This is a genomic window from Pseudomonas sp. X4 (assembly GCF_040784925.1).
In the GTDB taxonomy this organism is placed as follows: Bacteria; Pseudomonadota; Gammaproteobacteria; order Pseudomonadales; family Pseudomonadaceae; genus Aquipseudomonas; species Aquipseudomonas putida_Z.
Genome location: NZ_CP160798.1, coordinates 555,016 through 573,115, shown reverse-complemented (window position 1 = coordinate 573,115; position 18,100 = coordinate 555,016). Strand labels below are relative to the sequence as shown.

Below are 18,100 nucleotides of genomic sequence, written 5' to 3'. Positions count from 1 at the left end.
AAGCCCGGCCAATACCCTGGATGTACCCTGATGAAAATAAGCTGGACGTGGTTCCACAAGCTGGGCTCCCCCAAATGGTTCTATGCCATCAGCGGCCGCATGCTGCCGTGGCTTGCCGGCGCTGCCGTGCTCCTGCTGCTGGTCGGCATCACCTGGGGCCTGGCTTTCGCCCCCCAGGACTACCAGCAAGGCAACAGCTTCCGCATCATCTACATCCACGTGCCGGCGGCGATGCTGGCGCAGTCCTGCTACGTGCTGTTGGCAGTGGCCGGGGTGGTGGGGCTGGTATGGAAGATGAAACTGGCCGACGTCGCCTTGCAGTGCGCCGCCCCCATCGGTGCCTGGATGACCGCCGTGGCGCTGGTCACCGGGGCCATCTGGGGCAAGCCCACCTGGGGAAGCTGGTGGGTCTGGGATGCCCGGCTGACGTCCATGCTCATCCTGTTGTTCCTGTACTTCGGCATTATTGCGCTGGGCCAGGCAATCAGTAATCGTGACAGTGCAGCCAAGGCCTGTGCGGTACTGGCGATCGTCGGCGTGGTGAACATCCCGATCATCAAGTACTCGGTGGAGTGGTGGAACACCCTGCACCAGGGCGCCACCTTCACCCTCACCGAAAAACCGGCGATGCCCGCAGAAATGTGGTTGCCGCTGCTGTGCACGGCGCTGGGTTTCTACTGCTTCTTTGGCGCGGTGCTGTTGCTGCGCATGCGCCTTGAAGTGCTCAAGCGCGAAGCGCGCGCCAGTTGGGTCAAGGATGAAGTATTGAACAGCCTGGGGCGGAGGGCCGCACAATGAGTTTCGCCACCTTCGGTGACTTTCTCGCCATGGGCCACCATGGCCTGTACGTGTGGACGGCCTATGGCATCTGCCTGGCGGTGCTGGCGCTGAATGTCGCCGCGCCCGTGCTGGCCCGCCGTCGCTACCTGCAAGATGAGGCGCGCCGTTTGCGCCGGGAGAACAACCAGTGAATCCGCAGCGCAAGAAACGCCTGTTGCTCATCGTCGGCCTGCTGGTCGGCGTCGGGGTTGCCGTCGGCTTTGCCTTGAGCGCATTGCAGCAGAACATCAACCTGTTCTATACCCCGACCCAGATCGCCAATGGCGAAGCGCCGCTGGACACCCGCATCCGCGCCGGCGGCATGGTCGAGAAAGGTTCGGTACAGCGCTCGTCCGATTCGCTGGACGTGCGCTTCGTGGTCACCGACTTCAACAAGTCGGTGCCGATCACCTACCGTGGCATCCTCCCCGACCTGTTCCGCGAAGGGCAGGGCATCGTCGCCCTCGGCAAGCTCAACGCCGATGGCGTGGTGGTGGCCGATGAAGTACTGGCCAAGCACGACGAGAAGTACATGCCGCCCGAGGTCACCAAGGCCCTGAAGGAAAGCGGCCAGGCCGCCACCGGCGGGGAGGCCAAGCCATGAACGCGGCGCTGGTGATCCCCGAACTCGGCCAGCTGGCGATGATCCTGGCCATCTGCTTTGCCGCCGTGCAGGCCAGCGTGCCGCTGCTGGGCGCCTGGCGTGGCGACAGCCTGTGGATGAGCCTGGCGCGGCCGGCGGCCTGGGGCCAGTTCGCCTTCCTGGCCTTTGCCTTCGCCTGCCTGACCCATGCCTTCATGACCGACAATTTCTCGGTCGCCTATGTGGCCAGCAACTCCAACAGCGCCTTGCCCTGGTACTACAAGTTCAGTGCCGTGTGGGGCGCCCACGAAGGTTCGCTGCTGCTGTGGGCGCTGATCCTCGGCGGCTGGACCTTTGCCGTATCGGTGTTCTCGCGGCAGTTGCCACAGGTGATGCTGGCCCGCGTGCTGGCGGTAATGGGCATGATCAGCGTGGGCTTCCTGAGCTTCCTGATCATCACCTCCAACCCGTTCCAGCGCCTGCTGCCGCAGGTGCCGACCGATGGCCGCGACCTCAACCCGCTGTTGCAGGACTTTGGCCTGATCGTCCACCCGCCGATGCTGTACATGGGCTACGTCGGGTTCTCAGTGGCCTTCGCCTTCGCCATCGCCGCCTTGCTCGGTGGCCGCCTGGACGCCGCCTGGGCGCGCTGGTCACGGCCCTGGACCATCGTTGCCTGGGCCTTCCTCGGGGTTGGCATTACCCTGGGCTCGTGGTGGGCCTACTATGAGCTTGGCTGGGGTGGCTGGTGGTTCTGGGACCCGGTGGAAAACGCCTCGTTCATGCCTTGGCTGGTGGGTACGGCGCTGATCCACTCGCTGGCGGTGACCGAGAAGCGCGGGGTGTTCAAGAGCTGGACCGTGCTGCTGGCGATTGCCGCGTTCTCGCTGAGCCTGCTGGGTACCTTCCTGGTGCGCTCCGGTGTGCTGACCTCGGTGCACGCGTTTGCCGCCGACCCGTCGCGGGGCATTTTCATCCTGATCTTCCTGCTGTTCGTGGTCGGCGGATCGCTCACCCTGTTCGCCCTGCGCGCACCGGTGGTCAAGAGCCAGGTCGGCTTTGCCCTGTGGTCGCGCGAGACGTTGCTGTTGGCCAACAACCTGGTGCTGGTAGTGGCGGCCTCGATGATTCTGCTCGGTACTCTGTACCCGCTGGTGCTCGATGCGCTGACCGGGGCCAAGCTGTCGGTTGGCCCACCGTATTTCGACGCCTTGTTCCTGCCGCTGATGGCACTGCTGATGGTGGTGCTGGGCGTGGGCGTGGTGGTGCGCTGGAAAGACACCCCCGGCAAATGGCTGGCCAGCATGATGACCCCGGTGCTGCTCGGCAGCGCCATCCTCGCGCCGGTGGCGGGCTTTATCGTCGACGACTTCGACTGGCCGACCCTGACCGCCTTCGCCCTGGCCGCCTGGGTGGTGCTTGGCGGGCTGCGCGACATCCTCGACAAGACCCGCCACAAAGGCCTGCTCAAGGGCCTGCCCGGGCTGGGTCGCAGCTACTGGGGCATGCAGCTGGCGCACCTGGGCCTGGCGGTGTGCGCGCTGGGCGTGGTGCTGTCGAGCAATAACAGCGCCGAACGCGACCTGCGCATGGCGCCGGGCGAGAGCGTGGAACTGGGCGGTTACCACTTCCTGTTCCAGGGTGCCCGGCACTTCGAAGGGCCGAATTTCATTTCCGACAAGGGCACCGTGGTGGTCAGCCGCGACGGCCGTGAAGTGACCACCCTGCACCCGGAGAAACGCCTGTACACCGTGCAGCAGTCGATGATGACCGAAGCCGGCATCGACGCCGGTTTTACCCGCGACCTGTACGTCGCCCTCGGCGAGCCGCTGGAGAACGGTGCCTGGGCGGTACGCGTGCATATCAAGCCTTACGTCCGCTGGATCTGGCTGGGCGGTCTGCTGACCGGCCTGGGCGGGTTGCTGGCGGCCCTCGACCGGCGCTATCGCGTCAAGGTCAAGACCCGGGTGCGTGATGCCCTGGGCGTGTCTGGAGCAGCTGCATGAAGCGTTGGATCATGGTAGTCCCCCTGGCGGTATTCCTGCTGGTGGCGGTGTTCCTCTACAAAGGGCTGTTCCTCAAGCCCGACGAGCTGCCCTCGGCAATGATCGGCAAGCCGTTTCCGGCGTTTTCCCTGGCCTCGACCCAGGGCGACCGTACCCTGACCGAGGCCGACTTGCGGGGCCGCCCGGCACTGGTCAACGTGTGGGCCACCTGGTGCCCGTCGTGCAAGGTCGAGCACCCCTACCTGAACCAGCTGGCCCAGCAGGGCGTGGTGATCCACGGCGTCAACTACAAGGACGACAACGCGGCGGCCCTGAAGTGGCTGGCCGAGTTCCACAACCCGTACCAGCTGGATATTCGTGACGAGCAGGGCAGCCTGGGCCTGGACCTGGGCGTGTATGGCGCGCCGGAAACCTTCCTGATCGATGCCAAGGGCATCATCCGCTACAAGCACGTGGGCGTGGTCGATGCCACGGTCTGGCGTGAGCAGCTGGCGCCGCTGTACCAGGGCCTGGTCGACGAGGCCAAGCCATGAAGCGGGGGCTGGCAGCTGCCGTGCTGGGGCTCTTCATGGGGTTGACCCTGGCAGGCGTGGCCAAGGCGGCCATCGACACCTACCAGTTCCGCGACGATGCCGAGCGTGAGCGCTACCAGCAGCTGACCAAGGAGCTGCGCTGCCCCAAGTGCCAGAACCAGGACATCGCCGACTCCAACGCGCCGATTGCCGCCGACCTGCGTCGGGAAATCTTCCGCATGCTCGGCGAGGGCAAGAGCAACCAGCAGATCGTCGACTTCATGGTCGACCGCTATGGCGATTTCGTGCGCTACAAGCCGGCGCTCAGCGGGCGTACCTGGCTGCTGTGGTTCGGCCCGGGGATTTTGCTGGCCGGTGGTTTCGTGGTGCTGGCGCTGATCGTGCGCCGGCGCCGCGGTGCGGCCGTGCAGGGCGCCAATGAGTTGTCCGCCGAAGAACGCGAGCGTCTCGCCAAATTGCTGGAAAAAGAACAGACCCATGATTGAATTCTGGCTTAGCGCGGGCCTGCTGCTGCTCGCTGCCCTCAGCTTCCTGCTGATCCCGATCCTGCGTGGCCGTGGCCGCCAGCAGGAAGAAGACCGCACCGCCCTGAACGTGGCCCTGTACCAGGAGCGCGTCGCCGAACTGGCTGCCCAGCAAGCCGCTGGCGTGCTCGACGAGGCGCAGATGGCCAAGGGCCGTGACGAGGCCGCCCGTGAGCTGCTGGCGGATACCGAAGGTGCCGAGGCCCCGCGCCAGGGGCACCTGGGCAAGGCCCTGCCGTTGCTGGCGGCGCTGCTGGTGCCGCTGCTGGCATTGGGGCTGTACCTGCATTTCGGCGCGGCCGACAAGGTGGAGTTGACCCAGGAGTTTGCCGAGGCGCCCAAGTCGATGGAAGAAATGACTGCCCGCCTGGAACGGGTGGTGCAGGCCCAGCCGGATTCGGCCGAGGCCGTGTACTTCCTGGGCCGAGCCTACATGGCCGAGCAGCGCCCTGCCGATGCCGCGCGTACCTTCGAGCGCGCCGTGGCCTTGGCCGATCGCCAGCCCGAATTGCTCGGGCAGTGGGCACAGGCGCTGTACTTCGCCGCCGACAAGAAATGGAGCCCGCAGCTGCAGGCGCTGACTGACGAGGCGCTGAAAGCCGACCCCAACGAAGTGACCAGCCTGGGCCTGCGTGGTATCGCTGCCTTCGAGGGCGAGCGTTACCAGGAAGCCATCGATTACTGGAAGCGCCTGCTGGCGCAGCTGCCGGAAGGTGATGCCTCGCGTGCGGCGCTGCAGGGCGGTATCGACCGCGCCGCCGAGCGCCTGGGTGGTTCGCCGGGGCAGGCTGCGGCGCCCGTGGCGGCTCGCTTGAAGGTGCGCGTGGAACTGGCGGCGGCGTTGAAGGACAAGGTCAAGCCGGACGACACGGTGTTCATCTTCGCCCGCGCCAGCAATGGCCCACCCATGCCGCTGGCGGCCAAGCGGGTGACTGTGGCGCAGTTGCCGATCGAGGTGGAGTTGTCCGATGCTGACGCCATGATGCCGCAGATGAAACTGTCGGACTTTGCCGAAGTCCAACTCGTTGCACGTGTATCACGCGCTGGCCAGCCAACCCATGGCGAGTGGATTGGCCAGGGCACGCCACTGCCCAGCGCCACCCAGGCCATCCAGCACCTGACCATCGACAGCCCCGACCCGTAAGAGAGCAATGCCATGCACAGCATCGTCCGCCTGACCCTGATCACCCTGGCCCTGGGTTTGTCTGCGTGTACGGTGCATGAGCCGTACGAGCAGCCCGAACCACCGATCGAGCGCCTGCCGCCGCCGGGGCCGGCGGTCAAGCCCTTGCCGGACAGGCAACCGGCCCCCGCGCCGAGCAAGCCTGCGGCCACGCCCAAGCCGATGCCACGCACCTCGGCCAGCTTCGCGCCGCCACCTGGCGGGGCGAGCCATTGGGACCCGAAGCTGGGTGTGTATGTGCTGGAGAAGAAGCCCAATACCTTCTACCGCCAGCGGACCTACTACCGCTTCGACAACGGCTGGAGCTGGTCGCTGAGCCCGGATGGGCCGTGGCAGGAGACTGACAGCAGCGGTGTACCGGGTGGTCTGGGGCGTGCGTTCGCCCAGTAGTGGGTTGTTTGCCTGTCCCGGCCCCTTCGCGGGTAAACCCGCTCCCACAGGTACGTCACAAATCTCAAGTGCTGTGATATCCCTGTGGGAGCGGGTTTACCCGCGAAGGGGTCGGGACAGGCAACCAATACAGTACAGCTTTTCCGCAATTACCGATTGACTGTACTGTGCTGTGATTCCGCATAATGCCCCTTCAAGAATAAGGAGGTGGCATGCACAAGACAGTCCTGGTGCTGGTGGAAACCGTCGATGATTACCTGCCCATGCTGGAGCAGGCCGGCTACCGTTTGATCCGCGCCCCTTCGCCGCAACTGCGGGCCGAGGCCATCCAGCGCCATGCCGATGAAATCGATGCCGTGCTCACCCGCGGCCCGCTGGGCCTGACTGCCAGCGAAATCGACACGCTGTCCAAACTGCAGATCATCTGCGTGATCGGTGCCGGCTACGAGCAGGTTGACCTGGCCGCCGCCGCTGCGCGCGGCATCACTGTTACCAACGGCGCCGGGGCCAATGCCGAGGCAGTCGCCGACCACACCCTCGCCCTGCTGCTGGCGCTGTTGCGCGACATTCCCCGCGCCGATGCCAGTACCCGCCGGGGCGAATGGAACCGGGTGATCAGCCCCTCGGTGAGTGGCAAGCGCCTGGGCATTCTCGGCCTTGGTGCGGTGGGCCTGGCCATCGCCAGGCGCGCCCATCTGGGCTTCGCCATGCCCGTCAGCTACCACAGCCGCACGCCGCGCCAGGATGTGCCGTACACCTGGTACGACAGCCCGCAGCACCTGGCCGATGCCGTCGACATCCTGGTTGTGGCCACCCCCGGCGGTGCCAATACTCGCCATCTGGTCGATGCACACGTGCTCGAGGCCCTGGGGGCCGAGGGCTACCTGGTGAACATCGCGCGTGCCAGCGTGGTCGACACCCAGGCCCTGGTCGCCGCGCTGCAGCATGGCCAACTGGCTGGTGCGGCACTGGATGTGTTCGACGACGAGCCGGCTGTACCCGATGCCCTCAAGGCCCTTGGCAACACCGTGCTCACCCCCCACGTGGCCGGCCAGTCGCCGGAGGCGGCGCGCGACACGGTGACCCTGGTGCTGCGCAACCTGCAGGCGTTCTTTGCCGGCGAAGCCGTGTTGACCCCGGTACGCCAGTAACCCTTTTCATACATCTGCCTGGCAGCGATCGGGCAACAAGGAGTGTGTGCATGCAACTTGAAATCTTCCAGGTCGATGCGTTTTCCGCCGAACCGTTCGGGGGCAACCCGGCGGCAGTGATCCCGCTGCAAAGCTGGCTGCCGGACGACGTGCTGCAGCGCATTGCCGAAGAGAACAACCTGTCGGAAACCGCCTACTTCGTGCGCAACGGCGAAACCTTCGACCTGCGCTGGTTCACCCCGACCGTGGAAGTCGACCTGTGCGGCCATGCCACCCTGGCCTCTGCCTATGTGCTGTTCGAACAGCTGGGCGAGCAGGTGCAGGTGCTGCGTTTCAACACCCGCAGTGGCGAGCTGCGGGTCAGCCGTAACGCCGACGGGCTGCTGGCCATGGACTTCCCGGCCAAGCAGCCGGTCGCCGTGGACATGCTGCCGGGCCTGTTGCAGGCGCTGGGCCTTGGCCAGGCACAGGCGCTGTACCGCAGTGACGACTATGTGGTGGTGATCGATGACGCCCTGTTGCTCGACACCCTGAAGCCGGATTTCGTTGCCCTGTCGGCTTTCGATGTGCGCGGTATCGCCGTTACCGCAGCAGGCCGTGGCTTTGATTTCGTCACCCGCTGGTTCGGCCCGCGGGTCGGCGTGAACGAAGACCCGGTGACTGGCTCGGCGCACACCTCGCTGGCGCCGATATGGGCAGAGCGTCTGGGTAGGAACGTGCTGAGCTGCGAGCAGGGTGGGGCGCGCAAAGGACAGCTGCAGTGCGAAGTGCCGGGTAACGGCCGGGTGATCATCAGCGGGCGGGCGGCGTTGTACCTGCGCGGTACGGTGTACATCTGACCTCGGGCAACTCTCTTGTGCTGCCTGTGCCGGCCTCATCGCCGGCAAGCCAGCTCCCACAGGTACTGCACTGGCCTGAGAGCGGCGCGGTCGGGGTGGGAGCCGGCTTGCCGGCGATGAGTCCGGTACAGGCATCTATACTTGCTGGCCCATCTTCCGCTGAAGGAGCCAGCCATGACCCTGGAAAAACACGGCACCTGCCTGTGCGGCGCCACCAAGCTCAAGGTCACCGTCGACAACACCCATATCAGCGCCTGCCACTGCAGCATGTGCCGCAAATGGACCGGCGGCCCATTGCTGGTGGTGCATTGCAGCAAGCCACCGGTGATCGAAGGGCGCGCGCCCAGCGTCTATGAGTCTTCCGATTGGGCCCAGCGCGGCTTCTGCGGCCAGTGCGGCACGCACCTGTACTACCGGCTGAAGGCCAATGACTTCCATGCCGTGCCGGTCGGCCTGCTCGACGGCGACCAGGAATGGGACTTCGACCTGCAGATCTTCGTCGAAGAGAAACCCGCCTGGTATTGCTTCGCCAATCAGACCAAGGAGCTGACCGGCCAAGAGGCCTTCAAGCAGCTCAGCTGATTCAGGCCTGTGCCAGCAGCCACTTGGCAAACACCTGGGCGGCGGGCGAGGGCAGGGTCTGGCGGTCGTGCACCAGGTGGCGGCTGTAGCGGCTCATGGGCAATTCCGTGCAATGGTGTGGCTGAGCCGGCCCTATCGCCGGCAAGCCAGCTCCCACAGGGAACGCACAATGCTCAGGCCTGTGGGTTACCTGTGGGAGCCGGCTTGCCGGCGATAGGGCCGTTACTGCCTGTATCTTAATCAGCTGTAAGCCATTCCTCCAGGGAATGCCAGCATGCATATAGATCTTTTGCCCGCCGCCCCGCGCACAGGTAGCCTGCGCTCAACCCGATGCTGTTGAGCTGCGTGCGCTACCTGATGGTGGGGGTGATCTCGTTGCTGCTGGCCTTGCCCATGGCTCGCCAGCTGCGTCAGCTGACCGCGGCTGATGCATGGATGCTGCTGCGCCTGGCGGTGATTGGCAACCTCGTGTACTTCGTGTGCCTGGTGCCTTCCTCTGGCGGCAGACCGGGCCGAGCCTGCTGGAAGCAGCGGCGATCGTGCTGGTGATTGGCGGCGTGCTGTGGTCGATGCGCCAGCATGAGACGCCACGCGAACTTGCCAAACCGGTGCATTCCTGAGAAAAGGGCGGCTTTGTTTCCAGCGTTGGAGTGTGCCTCGTGAGCCAAGAACTGCAGATCATCGACCTTGTGGAAGGGGATGGCAAAGCCGCCGTCAAAGGCGCCCTGATCACCACCCAGTACACCGGCTGGCTGGCCGACGGCAGCGAGTTCGATTCGTCCTGGTCGCGCGGCAAGCCGTTCCAGTGCGTGATCGGCACGGGTCGGGTAATCAAGGGGTGGGATCAAGGCCTGATGGGCATGCGCGTTGGCGGCAAGCGCAAGCTGCTGGTACCGGCGCACCTGGGCTATGGCGAACGCAGCGTGGGGGCGATTCCGCCGAATTCGGATTTGACCTTCGAGATCGAATTGCTGGAAGTGCTGACGCGGGATGATTGAGGAAAAGGACTACACGCGCTGTCGGCCAGTGTCTGATTGAGGCGTCTCCCAGGTACGGCTAACCTTGCAGACTCATTGAGTGAAGAGGGTAGCCTATCCATGAAATCGCATTTTTCCTCTCGGGTGGTACGCGAAGCGAACGCGCTGCTGGTGGCATCAGGCGCGCGAATGGAAATCTCGTTACCACGCGAACTGGCGAGTGTGGTTACCAACTCCCGAAAAACCCGTTCGGAACTGAAGGCAGCATTCGCGGCTGCGTATTCCCGCCTGCGCAAAGGGTAAGAGCCATATGGCCGATGGCTGTTACAACCACATATACTCGGTGCTTGTAGAGAATGAGCAAGATACACTCGGTATCATTGCCTATTCGTTGTACAAGAGGCAGAAAATCGAGTTTATCCAGGCTTTCAAGATAAAGCATGACCGGGAGCCGAAGGATGAAGACTTGGCCCCTTTCCATGATGTCAGCAACAGCCCCTCGCAGATCGAGAGCTACCGCAATCAGGCCAGCCAACTCGCTCAAGGCTTTCTTGATGCCTCGATCGCGGCGCAAGCTGTGGAGCTTGAACAGTACTATTCCGATAAAGCGAGCAGCGAAGTCAGGCAAGCCAAACCAGGATTTTGGTCGGGTGTGGCACAAAGTCTCGTGGGCTCGGTTCTCTTCGTGTTCTTGCTGGGCTTTCTGGTGTTCTTTACCTGGAGTCTGAATCAAGGCCCGAAGCAGGTTATCGAGCAGGTATTTGATGTAACCATTCTCGATTCAGTCTCTATGGAAGAAGCAGCCGGGCCACCGTAACGGTAATCAGCGAGAGCAACGAGTAACGAACGGACACATTTCAGCAACACCCATCCTCTAATCTAAGCCTTGCCTAGGGAACGGCATCCACCTCCAGGGAGGAACCAAACGGGTTCAGGGCACTCTCACCCTCACTCGTTGCCATGGACGGCATTCACTACAAGGATGCCCCGCGGTGCTGTTGGCGGGGTGATGTGGCGGGTCTACCCGATTCTTTCTGCCACATGGGCCTGTCTTGATGAAGTTGCCAACATTCTTCCGCCGTCGTCGTCACTGGTTGCTGAGCCTGACGCTTACAGCCATAGCCGTACCGCTGGCGCTGGAAGCTGTCGAAAGCCGGGCGCAACCGGTGGATGGCACCCAGACCCTTGTGTTTCTGCGCCACGCCGAGAAGCCGGGCGAGGGGCTGGGCCAGTTGAACTGCCAGGGCCTCAACCGTGCGCTGGACCTGGCTACCGTGCTGCCCGAGCGCTTTGGCAAGGCCGACTACGTATTCGCTGCCAACCCCTCGCGGCATGTCGAGGAAGGCAGCAAGGACGAAAGCTACAGCTACATTCGCCCGCTGATGACCATCAGCCCCAGCGCCATTCGCCTGGGCCTGCCTGTAAACATCGACTATGGCGCCAACGACACCGACGCGCTGGCCGAAGAGCTGCTGCGCGACAAGTACCGTAACGCGACCGTGTACACCGCCTGGTCGCATGGCTACCTCCCTGACCTGATCAATACCGTGGCTGGCAAGGCCCTCGGTGAGGAGCGGGTAATCACCGAGGACTGGAGCGGCGACGACTTCGACACCCTCTACGTCCTGACCCTTACCTGGCACGACGGCAAGGCCAGCCTGCTCAGCCGCAACGTGCGTCAGGGCCTGAATGATGGTGCGCATAGCTGCCCGACCTGATCCGCTGGTACTGCTCTGCCAGGAAGCCCTGAACAGAGTGACGATGAAGTTGAGTACACAGCGGTTGGCCAGAATGATGCTTCGGCAGGACCGGCCTCTTCGCGGGTAAACCCGCTCCCACAAGTACTGCACAGGCCCTGAGAGCAATGCGGTCCCTGTGGGAGCGGGTTTACCCGCGAAGAGGCCAGGTCAGGCGAAAGATGCCTAACGCCCGAACCGCACCGGCCAACCCACCACTTTCTTCGCCCGTGGCGTGGCATAGGTACGTACCTTGGAGGTACTCAAGCCCATGCGCACCAGCGATTCGGCTATGGTCACCGCCGCACTCACACCATCCACCACCGGCACGCCGGTGCGCTGGCGGATCTGCTCGTCCAGCCCGGCCATGCCGCCGCACCCCAGGCAGATCACCTCGGCCTTGTCGTCGCGCACGGCGCGTTCTGCCTGCTCGACAATCGCCTCCACGGCGCGCTGCGGGTCGGCTTCCAGCTCCAGCACCGCCAGCCCGCTGGCGCGTACCGATGCGCAGCGGTCATACAGGCCGGAGAGCTTCAGGCGGTCCTCGATCAGCGGCACGGTGCGGTCCAGGGTGGTCACCACCGAGTAGGCATGGCCCAGGTACATCGCCGTGCTGGCGGCGGCATCGGTGATGTCCACCACCGGCACGTTCAACAGTTCCTGCAGGCCTTCGCGGCCATGTTCGCCGTAACCCGCCTGGATCACGGCGTCGTAAGGGCCTTCGTAGGCCAGCACCCGGTCCATCACCGCGATGGCGGCCAGGTAACTTTCGAAGTTGCCTTCCACCGACTCGGCACCGAACCATGGGGTGAGGCCGATGATTTCGGTGCCGGGTGCGGCCACCGTACGGGCCTGTTCAGCAATGGCTTCGGTGATGGCTTCGGTGGTGTTGACGTTGGCGATCAGAATGCGCATGGGTAGTCCTCCCTGGTCAATGGCTGCTGTGGTCAACGGCGATGCATTCGCCGCTGACGTCGTGGTATTGGCGTTTGCGTGGGGCGATAAGCAGGTACAGGGCGGCGGCGATGCCGGCACCGATCAGCCAGGAGAACGGCGCCACGCCATGGAAGTTGGGCACCAGGGCCAGGACGATGGCCAGCAGTGCGGCCGGCACGAAGGCGGCCACCGCGCGCAGGTTGATGCCCTTGGTGTAGTGGTAGGCGCCAGCCGGGTCTTCGCTGTACAGCTGCGGCACGTTGATGCAGCCTTTGCGCAGCAACCAGTAGTCGGACATGATCACCCCGTACAGCGGGCCGAGCAGGGCACCCAGGCCGGACAGGAAATACACGATCACCAGCGGGCTGTTGTAGAGGTTCCACGGCAGGATCAGCACTGCCAGGGTGGCGCTGATCAGCCCGGCGCGGCGGAAGTTCAGGTGACGCGGTGCCAGGTTGCTGAGGACGAAGGCCGGGGCGACGAAGTTGGCCATGATGTTCACCGCCACGGTGACGATCAGGAAGGCCAGGCAGCCCAGTACCAGGAACGCTGTGCTGGGGATGGCGGCGACGATCTGGGTAGGGCTGTCGATGATCTGGCCGTTGATCTGGAACTGCGCGCCGCACAGCACCACGGTGATCACGGCGAACACCAGGATGTTCACCGGCAGGCCCCAGAAGTTGCCGACGCGGATGGTCTTGCGGCATGGCGAGGAGCGGGCGAAGTCACAGAAGTTCAGCACCAGGGTGCCGTAGATCGCCAGCCACAGCGCGCCGCCGGCAAAGATGTTGCGCCACATCTCGTAGCCGGTCAGCGGTTCGGCCACCGACCAGGCGATGCGGGCGTCGGCCTTGAAGTACATGAACACCGCCAGGGCGGCGACGGTCAGCAGGATCACCGGGCCGGCAAAGGCCTCGTAGCGGCGCACCATCTCCATGCCGTAGGCCAGGATCACCAGCTGCACCAGCCAGATCGACACGAAGCATGCCCAGCCCAGGCTCGACAGGCCGAGGATGCTGTCATGGTCATAGGCCGCCATTTGCGGCCATACGGCGGTGAGCAGCACGCGCAGCACCACCGAAGCCAGGTAGGTCTGGATGCCGAACCAGGCGATGGCGATGACCGCGCGGATCAGCGCCGGGATCTGCGCGCCGTGGATGCCGAAGGCGATGCGGCTGATGACCGGGAACGGCACGCCGGTCTTCTGCCCCATGTAGCCGGACAGGTTCATGAAGAAGTACACCAGCGCCGCGCCGATGGCCAGCGACAGCAGGATCTGCCAGCCACCCAGGCCGAGGGCGAACAAGCCCATGGCGAACGAGTAGTTGGCGATGTTGTGCACATCGTTGGTCCACAGCGCGAAGATGCTGTAGCCGCCCCAGCGGCGGCCTTCGATGCGCGTCGGGGCGAGGTCGCGGTTATGCAGGCGCGGGCTCAGGGCAAGTTCCGGCTGGCTGCCGGCGAGAGGGGAAGCGGGGTGGGTGCTGGCGACGGATAGTTCAGGGGCAAGGTCGAGGCTGGTACTCATTCCGGCGGGCTCCTGATGCACGTGGACTGCGATGAGCGGGCATGCGCACGGGCTCGCCATCTCGTCGGTGCAGCGTTGGCATCTCAGGGTTTGGGGCGCGGCGGCCGATGTTGGGTCGGCGTCGCGGGTTCTTGTGTATTTATGTTTTGCTTGGTTTGTATACAAAACACGAACACACAAAAGCGAGTTCCATGCCAAGGAAAAAGCAAACTTCAGCTGGCCATCATTTCGAATCTATCTTGTTGAAATATAAGTTGATGAAATGAAGGGGATATAAGTTGACCAAATGAACAGGTTTAAATTTTTCGAGGATGATTTAGTTGATCATTTGGTCAAAATAAGTTGTGGGAAGTGTGTAACGTATTGGGGCGTGATTTTGGAAAGTGCACACAAAAACGGCACTTAAGGTGACATTCTTGTGTACAAAAATTAGTCAGCTTTTTCCTGTGCCGGCCTCTTCGCGGGTGAACCCGCTCCCACAAGTACTCCACAGCATTCAGGCCCGTCGAGATCCTGTGGGAGCGGGTTTACCCGCGAAGAGGCCCGTACAGGCTAAACTCAATCCATCGGCGGCAACCGCCGCTTCACCGGGCTTTTCTTGATGATGGCGGTGTTGGTCTCGGCCAGCACATTGATGCGGTCGAGCAGGGTATCCAGCTGCTCCATCGAGCGCACATGCAGCCGAGCGATGAAGCAGTCCTCGCCAGTAACCTTGTCGCACTCGGTAAACTCGGGAATGGCGACGATCTGCCGTTCCACCTCCTGCAGCTGCCCGGGTAGCGGGCGGATGCGCACGATGGCCTGCAGCTGGTAGCCGAAGGCGCGCGGGTCGACCTCTACGGTGTAACCGCGCAACACGCCGCGTTCCTCCAGGCGGCGCAGGCGTTCGCTGACGCTGGGTGCCGACAGCCCGCTGATTTGCGCCAGGGCCTTGAGCGAGCGGCGCGAGTCTTCCATGAGCGCGTTGATCAGCAGTTGGTCGATGGCATCGGTCATGGTCACCTCAAGCAGGTAGTTCGTGTGATTTGCCTTGATAGTAAAGGCAAACATGCCAATCTTCCTTCGTTATCCGCTGGAAGGCCGGCCAGCAACCTTTGCATACTGTTGCCGTCTTCAACAGGAGGTGTGAGATGGACAGTTCATTGCGTCGTGGCTCGCTGGAAATGGTCGCTGCCATGCTGATTTCCGGGACCATCGGTTGGTTCGTGCTGGTGTCCGGCCAGCCGGTGCTCGAGGTGGTGTTCTGGCGCTGCGTGTTCGGTGCCGTGACCTTGCTGGCGATCTGCGCGGGGTTCGGCTTCCTGCGGCCGGGCGTGATCAGCCGCACGGCGTTCCTGCTGGCGATTGCCAGCGGTGTGGCCATCGTTGGCAACTGGGTGCTGCTGTTCGCCTCCTACTCGCGGGCGTCGATTGCCATCGGCACGGCGGTGTACAACGTGCAGCCGTTCATGCTGGTGGGGCTGGCGGCGGTATTCCTGGGCGAGAAGATCACCCTGGCCAAGGTCACCTGGCTGAGCGTGGCGTTCCTCGGCATGCTGGCCATCGTCAGTGCCCATGGCGCGGGGCAGGGTGGCGGTGAGGACTATTTGCTGGGCATTGCGCTGGCGCTGGGGGCGGCCTTCCTGTATGCCATCGCGGCGTTGATCATCAAGCGCCTGAGTGGCACGCCACCGCACCTGATCGCGCTGATCCAGGTGGCCACGGGTGTGCTGTTGCTGGCGCCGTGGGTCAAGCTTGGCGGGTTGCCGGGTGAAGTGCCGGCGCTGGCCAGCCTGGTGACCTTGGGCATGGTGCACACCGGCTTGATGTATGTGTTGCTGTACAGCGCCATCCAGCGCCTGCCCACGGCGCTGACCGGGGCACTGTCGTTCATCTACCCGATTGCGGCGATTCTGGTGGACTGGGTGGCGTTCGGGCACCGGCTGGCACCGTTGCAGTGGCTGGGGGTGGCGTTGATCCTGCTGGCGGCGGCAGGGATGCAGCAGGGGTGGTGGTTCAGGCCAGCGCGGGTTGTGGCAGAGGAATGAGGTGGTCTTGCGGGCCCTTTCGCGGGTAAACCCGCTCCCACAGGTGCTGCACACGGTTCGGGCCTGTGGTGATCCTGTGGGAGCGGGTTTACCCGCGAAAGGGCCCGCAAGGTAGAATGCCGCTTTTACCAGCTTGCGACCCATGATGACTTCGCCGATCCAGACTCTGGAGCAACACCTGCTCGCCGCCCTCGACCCTGCCCCGCAGGAAACCCGTCGCCTGTTCCACGGCCGCGGCCGCTGCTGGGCGGGCCTGGAGCAGGTCACCGTCGACTGGCTGCAAGGCGTGCTGTCGGTCGCCCTGTTCCGCGAGCCGGCGCAAGGCCAGCTGGCCGAACTGGAGGCCATGCTGCGTACTCTCGCCGAGCGCCCGCAGTGGACTGGTCAAGCCATCCTTCTCCAGCATCGGTACCTGCCCGACAGCCCGGGCCAGTGGCTGCTGGGCGAGCCGTGCCAGCAGCGCGAGGTGGTCGAGGATGGGCTGACCTACCTGCTGGACCTGGGCGTGCGGCAGAACAATGGCCTGTTCCTCGACATGCGCTATGGTCGGCGCTGGGTGCGCGAGCAGGCGGCGGGCAAGCGCGTGCTGAACTTGTTCGCCTACACCTGCGGTTTCTCGGTGGCGGCGATTGCCGGTGGCGCCGAGCAGGTGGTGAACCTGGACATGGCCAAGTCGGCGTTGTCCCGGGGCCGCGATAACCATCGCCTCAATGGCCACGATGCGTCGCGGGTGGCGTACCTGGGGCACGAGCTGTTCAAGTCCTGGGGCAAGGTGCGCAAGTACGGGCCTTATGACCTGATCATCATCGACCCGCCGACCTTCCAGCGCGGCAGCTTTGTGCTGACCCAGGATTACGCGAAGATCCTGCGGCGCTTGCCGGAGTTGTTGAGCGAGGGCGGGACGGTGCTGGCGTGCGTGAACGACCCGGGCATCGGGCCGGAGTTTCTGATCGATGGGATGGCGGAGCAGGCGCCGTCGCTGGCATTCGTCGAGCGGCTGGAGAACCCGCCGGAGTTTCCTGACGTGGACCCGGCGGGGGGCTTGAAGGCCCTGGTATTCCGTCAGGTCTGATGTTGCCCTTGCTGGCCTCTTCGCGGGTAAACCCGCTCCCACAAGTACAGTGCAAAACCTGAGGGCTGTGGGGTTCCTGTGGGAGCGGCTTTAGCCGCGAAGAGGCCGGTAAGGCTTACATCAATTACTGATTGTTGGTGTAGATCTGGTCAAACACCCCACCATCATTGAAGTGGGTCTTCTGCACGGTGCGCCAGTCACCAAAGGTCTTCTCCACCGACAGGAAGTCCACTTTCGGGAAGCGGTCGGTGTACTTGGCCAGTACCGTCGCATCACGCGGGCGCAGGTAGTTCTGTGCGGCGATTTCCTGGGCGGCTGGCGACCACAGGTACTTCAGGTATTCCTCGGCCGCGGCTTGGGTGCCTTTCTTCGCCACCACCTTGTCGACCACGCTGACCGGCGGCTCGGCTTCGGCCGACACGCTCGGGTAGACCACTTCGAACTGGTCGCGGCCGAACTCGCGGGCGATCATTTCGGCTTCGTTCTCGAAGGTCACCAGCACGTCGCCGATCTGGTTGGTCATGAAGGTGGTGGTGGCGGCGCGGCCACCGGTGTCCAATACCGGCGCCTGCTTGAACAGCTTGCCGACAAAGTCCTTGGCTTTGTTTTCATCACCGCCTTGCTTGAGCACATAGCCCCAGGCCGACAGGTAGGTGTAGCGGCCGTTACCCGAGGTCTTGGGGTTTGGCACGATCACCTGAACGCCATCCTTGAGCAGGTCGGGCCAGTCTTTCAACGCCTTGGGGTTACCCTTGCGCACGATGAACACAGTGGCCGAGGTGAACGGCGCGCTGTTGTTCGGCAGGCGGGTTACCCAGTTGTCCGGCACCAGCTTGCCGTTGTCGGCCAGGGCGTTGATGTCGGTGGCCATGTTCATGGTGATGACATCGGCCGGCAGGCCATCGATCACCGCTCGCGCCTGCTTGCTCGAGCCGCCGAAGGACATCTGCACGTTGACCTTCTCGTTGTGCTCGGCTTCCCAGTGCTTCTGGAAGGCCGGGTTGTAGTCCTTGTAGAAGTCGCGCATCACGTCGTAGGAAACGTTGAGCAGGGTGGGGGCGGCCTGGGCGAAATTGCCCAGGGCAAGGCCTGCGGCGAGCAGCGAGGCGGTGAAGAGTTTTTTCACGTTGCTTCCTTGTTATCGAGAAGGTGTTGGCAGTTTGCCTGCGACTATAGCGGGTGGGTTTGTAACGGTTAAAGAACTAAAACTACTT

The 18,100-nt window shown here is 63.8% G+C and carries 22 protein-coding genes; 18 read left to right on the top strand and 4 right to left on the bottom strand.

All coding sequences use genetic code 11. The annotated features are described in order from the left end of the window. Nucleotides 1-30: 30 nt before the first annotated feature. The 16 genes from ABX298_RS02475 (at nucleotide 31) to ABX298_RS02400 (ending at nucleotide 11,305) form a co-directional block, all read left to right on the top strand. Complete coding sequence (locus ABX298_RS02475) at nucleotides 31-798, top strand: heme ABC transporter permease (RefSeq protein ID WP_012273476.1); 768 nt, start codon at nucleotides 31-33, stop codon at nucleotides 796-798. Continuing rightward, a complete protein-coding gene (ccmD, locus tag ABX298_RS02470; protein ID WP_013973562.1) occupies nucleotides 795-971 on the top strand; it encodes a heme exporter protein CcmD in 177 nt (58 codons plus the stop codon). Before ABX298_RS02475 ends, ccmD begins: the two co-directional genes overlap by 4 nt. Next, nucleotides 968-1,423, top strand: coding sequence for a cytochrome c maturation protein CcmE (ccmE, locus tag ABX298_RS02465; protein WP_019096399.1), 456 nt, complete (start codon nucleotides 968-970; stop codon nucleotides 1,421-1,423). The genes ccmD and ccmE overlap by 4 nt, the downstream gene beginning before the upstream one ends. An 11-nt stretch (nucleotides 1,424-1,434) precedes the next feature. Continuing rightward, nucleotides 1,435-3,408, top strand: coding sequence for a heme lyase CcmF/NrfE family subunit (locus tag ABX298_RS02460; RefSeq protein WP_015271186.1), 1,974 nt, complete (start codon nucleotides 1,435-1,437; stop codon nucleotides 3,406-3,408). Then, the gene (locus tag ABX298_RS02455; RefSeq protein WP_023663391.1) at nucleotides 3,405-3,941 is read left to right on the top strand and encodes a DsbE family thiol:disulfide interchange protein; all 537 of its coding nucleotides are present in this window, start codon (nucleotides 3,405-3,407) and stop codon (nucleotides 3,939-3,941) included. The genes ABX298_RS02460 and ABX298_RS02455 overlap by 4 nt, the downstream gene beginning before the upstream one ends. After that, the gene (locus tag ABX298_RS02450; protein ID WP_280044367.1) at nucleotides 3,938-4,426 is read left to right on the top strand and encodes a cytochrome c-type biogenesis protein CcmH; all 489 of its coding nucleotides are present in this window, start codon (nucleotides 3,938-3,940) and stop codon (nucleotides 4,424-4,426) included. Before ABX298_RS02455 ends, ABX298_RS02450 begins: the two co-directional genes overlap by 4 nt. Further along, nucleotides 4,419-5,609, top strand: a complete 1,191-nt coding sequence (gene ccmI / locus ABX298_RS02445) for a c-type cytochrome biogenesis protein CcmI (protein WP_075045903.1) — start codon at nucleotides 4,419-4,421, stop codon at nucleotides 5,607-5,609. Before ABX298_RS02450 ends, ccmI begins: the two co-directional genes overlap by 8 nt. A gap of 12 nt (nucleotides 5,610-5,621) precedes the next feature. Then, entirely contained in the window at nucleotides 5,622-6,038 is a 417-nt protein-coding gene (locus ABX298_RS02440) for a hypothetical protein (RefSeq protein WP_025340051.1), read from the top strand. Nucleotides 6,039-6,250: 212 nt separating this feature from the next. Beyond that, the gene (locus tag ABX298_RS02435; protein WP_075045902.1) at nucleotides 6,251-7,189 is read left to right on the top strand and encodes a 2-hydroxyacid dehydrogenase; all 939 of its coding nucleotides are present in this window, start codon (nucleotides 6,251-6,253) and stop codon (nucleotides 7,187-7,189) included. 50 nt (nucleotides 7,190-7,239) lie between these two features. After that, complete coding sequence (locus tag ABX298_RS02430; protein WP_075045901.1) at nucleotides 7,240-8,028, top strand: PhzF family phenazine biosynthesis protein; 789 nt, start codon at nucleotides 7,240-7,242, stop codon at nucleotides 8,026-8,028. 174 nt (nucleotides 8,029-8,202) lie between these two features. Next, nucleotides 8,203-8,610, top strand: coding sequence for a GFA family protein (locus ABX298_RS02425; RefSeq protein WP_075045900.1), 408 nt, complete (start codon nucleotides 8,203-8,205; stop codon nucleotides 8,608-8,610). A gap of 479 nt (nucleotides 8,611-9,089) precedes the next feature. After that, complete coding sequence (locus ABX298_RS02420) at nucleotides 9,090-9,230, top strand: hypothetical protein (protein ID WP_157896971.1); 141 nt, start codon at nucleotides 9,090-9,092, stop codon at nucleotides 9,228-9,230. A 39-nt stretch (nucleotides 9,231-9,269) separates the two neighbouring features. Further along, complete coding sequence (locus ABX298_RS02415; RefSeq protein WP_003254365.1) at nucleotides 9,270-9,608, top strand: FKBP-type peptidyl-prolyl cis-trans isomerase; 339 nt, start codon at nucleotides 9,270-9,272, stop codon at nucleotides 9,606-9,608. A gap of 99 nt (nucleotides 9,609-9,707) precedes the next feature. After that, nucleotides 9,708-9,890, top strand: a complete 183-nt coding sequence (locus tag ABX298_RS02410) for a hypothetical protein (RefSeq protein ID WP_137164507.1) — start codon at nucleotides 9,708-9,710, stop codon at nucleotides 9,888-9,890. 7 nt (nucleotides 9,891-9,897) lie between these two features. Further along, the gene (locus ABX298_RS02405; protein ID WP_075045898.1) at nucleotides 9,898-10,404 is read left to right on the top strand and encodes a hypothetical protein; all 507 of its coding nucleotides are present in this window, start codon (nucleotides 9,898-9,900) and stop codon (nucleotides 10,402-10,404) included. A gap of 238 nt (nucleotides 10,405-10,642) precedes the next feature. Then, the gene (locus ABX298_RS02400; protein ID WP_075045897.1) at nucleotides 10,643-11,305 is read left to right on the top strand and encodes a histidine phosphatase family protein; all 663 of its coding nucleotides are present in this window, start codon (nucleotides 10,643-10,645) and stop codon (nucleotides 11,303-11,305) included. A 204-nt stretch (nucleotides 11,306-11,509) separates the two neighbouring features. Here the strand turns inward: ABX298_RS02400 and ABX298_RS02395 are convergent, their stop codons facing one another. From ABX298_RS02395 to ABX298_RS02385, 3 genes are all read right to left on the bottom strand, one after another. Continuing rightward, the gene (locus ABX298_RS02395) at nucleotides 11,510-12,238 is read right to left on the bottom strand and encodes an aspartate/glutamate racemase family protein (RefSeq protein ID WP_075045896.1); all 729 of its coding nucleotides are present in this window, start codon (nucleotides 12,236-12,238) and stop codon (nucleotides 11,510-11,512) included. 16 nt (nucleotides 12,239-12,254) lie between these two features. Then, the gene (locus ABX298_RS02390) at nucleotides 12,255-13,787 is read right to left on the bottom strand and encodes an NCS1 family nucleobase:cation symporter-1 (RefSeq protein ID WP_075045895.1); all 1,533 of its coding nucleotides are present in this window, start codon (nucleotides 13,785-13,787) and stop codon (nucleotides 12,255-12,257) included. A gap of 558 nt (nucleotides 13,788-14,345) precedes the next feature. Then, the gene (locus ABX298_RS02385; protein WP_075047026.1) at nucleotides 14,346-14,783 is read right to left on the bottom strand and encodes an Lrp/AsnC family transcriptional regulator; all 438 of its coding nucleotides are present in this window, start codon (nucleotides 14,781-14,783) and stop codon (nucleotides 14,346-14,348) included. A gap of 134 nt (nucleotides 14,784-14,917) precedes the next feature. On the opposite strand from ABX298_RS02385, the gene ABX298_RS02380 reads away from it, so the two are divergent. Both ABX298_RS02380 and ABX298_RS02375 read left to right on the top strand, forming a co-directional pair. Beyond that, complete coding sequence (locus ABX298_RS02380; protein WP_024087447.1) at nucleotides 14,918-15,814, top strand: DMT family transporter; 897 nt, start codon at nucleotides 14,918-14,920, stop codon at nucleotides 15,812-15,814. A gap of 145 nt (nucleotides 15,815-15,959) precedes the next feature. Next, nucleotides 15,960-16,886, top strand: a complete 927-nt coding sequence (locus ABX298_RS02375) for a class I SAM-dependent methyltransferase (RefSeq protein WP_367394467.1) — start codon at nucleotides 15,960-15,962, stop codon at nucleotides 16,884-16,886. A gap of 124 nt (nucleotides 16,887-17,010) precedes the next feature. Here ABX298_RS02375 and ABX298_RS02370 read toward each other — a convergent pair whose 3' ends face one another. Then, nucleotides 17,011-18,012 (bottom strand): sulfate ABC transporter substrate-binding protein, encoded by a 1,002-nt coding sequence (locus ABX298_RS02370; protein WP_015271174.1) that lies wholly within the window; start codon nucleotides 18,010-18,012, stop codon nucleotides 17,011-17,013. Nucleotides 18,013-18,100 lie beyond the last annotated feature (88 nt).

What these genes read in the sequence shown, in the direction of transcription:
- ccmD (WP_013973562.1), top strand. Translation starts at nt 795, where the DNA reads ATGAGTTTCGCCACCTTCGGTGACTTTCTCGCCATGGGCCACCATGGC.
- ABX298_RS02395 (WP_075045896.1), bottom strand. Translation starts at nt 12,238, where the DNA reads ATGCGCATTCTGATCGCCAACGTCAACACCACCGAAGCCATCACCGAA.
- ABX298_RS02430 (WP_075045901.1), top strand. Translation starts at nt 7,240, where the DNA reads ATGCAACTTGAAATCTTCCAGGTCGATGCGTTTTCCGCCGAACCGTTC.
- ABX298_RS02425 (WP_075045900.1), top strand. Translation starts at nt 8,203, where the DNA reads ATGACCCTGGAAAAACACGGCACCTGCCTGTGCGGCGCCACCAAGCTC.
- ABX298_RS02435 (WP_075045902.1), top strand. Translation starts at nt 6,251, where the DNA reads ATGCACAAGACAGTCCTGGTGCTGGTGGAAACCGTCGATGATTACCTG.
- ABX298_RS02390 (WP_075045895.1), bottom strand. Translation starts at nt 13,787, where the DNA reads ATGAGTACCAGCCTCGACCTTGCCCCTGAACTATCCGTCGCCAGCACC.
- ABX298_RS02410 (WP_137164507.1), top strand. Translation starts at nt 9,708, where the DNA reads ATGAAATCGCATTTTTCCTCTCGGGTGGTACGCGAAGCGAACGCGCTG.
- ABX298_RS02450 (WP_280044367.1), top strand. Translation starts at nt 3,938, where the DNA reads ATGAAGCGGGGGCTGGCAGCTGCCGTGCTGGGGCTCTTCATGGGGTTG.
- ccmI (WP_075045903.1), top strand. Translation starts at nt 4,419, where the DNA reads ATGATTGAATTCTGGCTTAGCGCGGGCCTGCTGCTGCTCGCTGCCCTC.
- ABX298_RS02405 (WP_075045898.1), top strand. Translation starts at nt 9,898, where the DNA reads ATGGCCGATGGCTGTTACAACCACATATACTCGGTGCTTGTAGAGAAT.
- ABX298_RS02385 (WP_075047026.1), bottom strand. Translation starts at nt 14,783, where the DNA reads ATGACCGATGCCATCGACCAACTGCTGATCAACGCGCTCATGGAAGAC.
- ABX298_RS02375 (WP_367394467.1), top strand. Translation starts at nt 15,960, where the DNA reads ATGACTTCGCCGATCCAGACTCTGGAGCAACACCTGCTCGCCGCCCTC.
- ABX298_RS02440 (WP_025340051.1), top strand. Translation starts at nt 5,622, where the DNA reads ATGCACAGCATCGTCCGCCTGACCCTGATCACCCTGGCCCTGGGTTTG.
- ABX298_RS02380 (WP_024087447.1), top strand. Translation starts at nt 14,918, where the DNA reads ATGGACAGTTCATTGCGTCGTGGCTCGCTGGAAATGGTCGCTGCCATG.
- ABX298_RS02455 (WP_023663391.1), top strand. Translation starts at nt 3,405, where the DNA reads ATGAAGCGTTGGATCATGGTAGTCCCCCTGGCGGTATTCCTGCTGGTG.
- ABX298_RS02400 (WP_075045897.1), top strand. Translation starts at nt 10,643, where the DNA reads ATGAAGTTGCCAACATTCTTCCGCCGTCGTCGTCACTGGTTGCTGAGC.
- ABX298_RS02475 (WP_012273476.1), top strand. Translation starts at nt 31, where the DNA reads ATGAAAATAAGCTGGACGTGGTTCCACAAGCTGGGCTCCCCCAAATGG.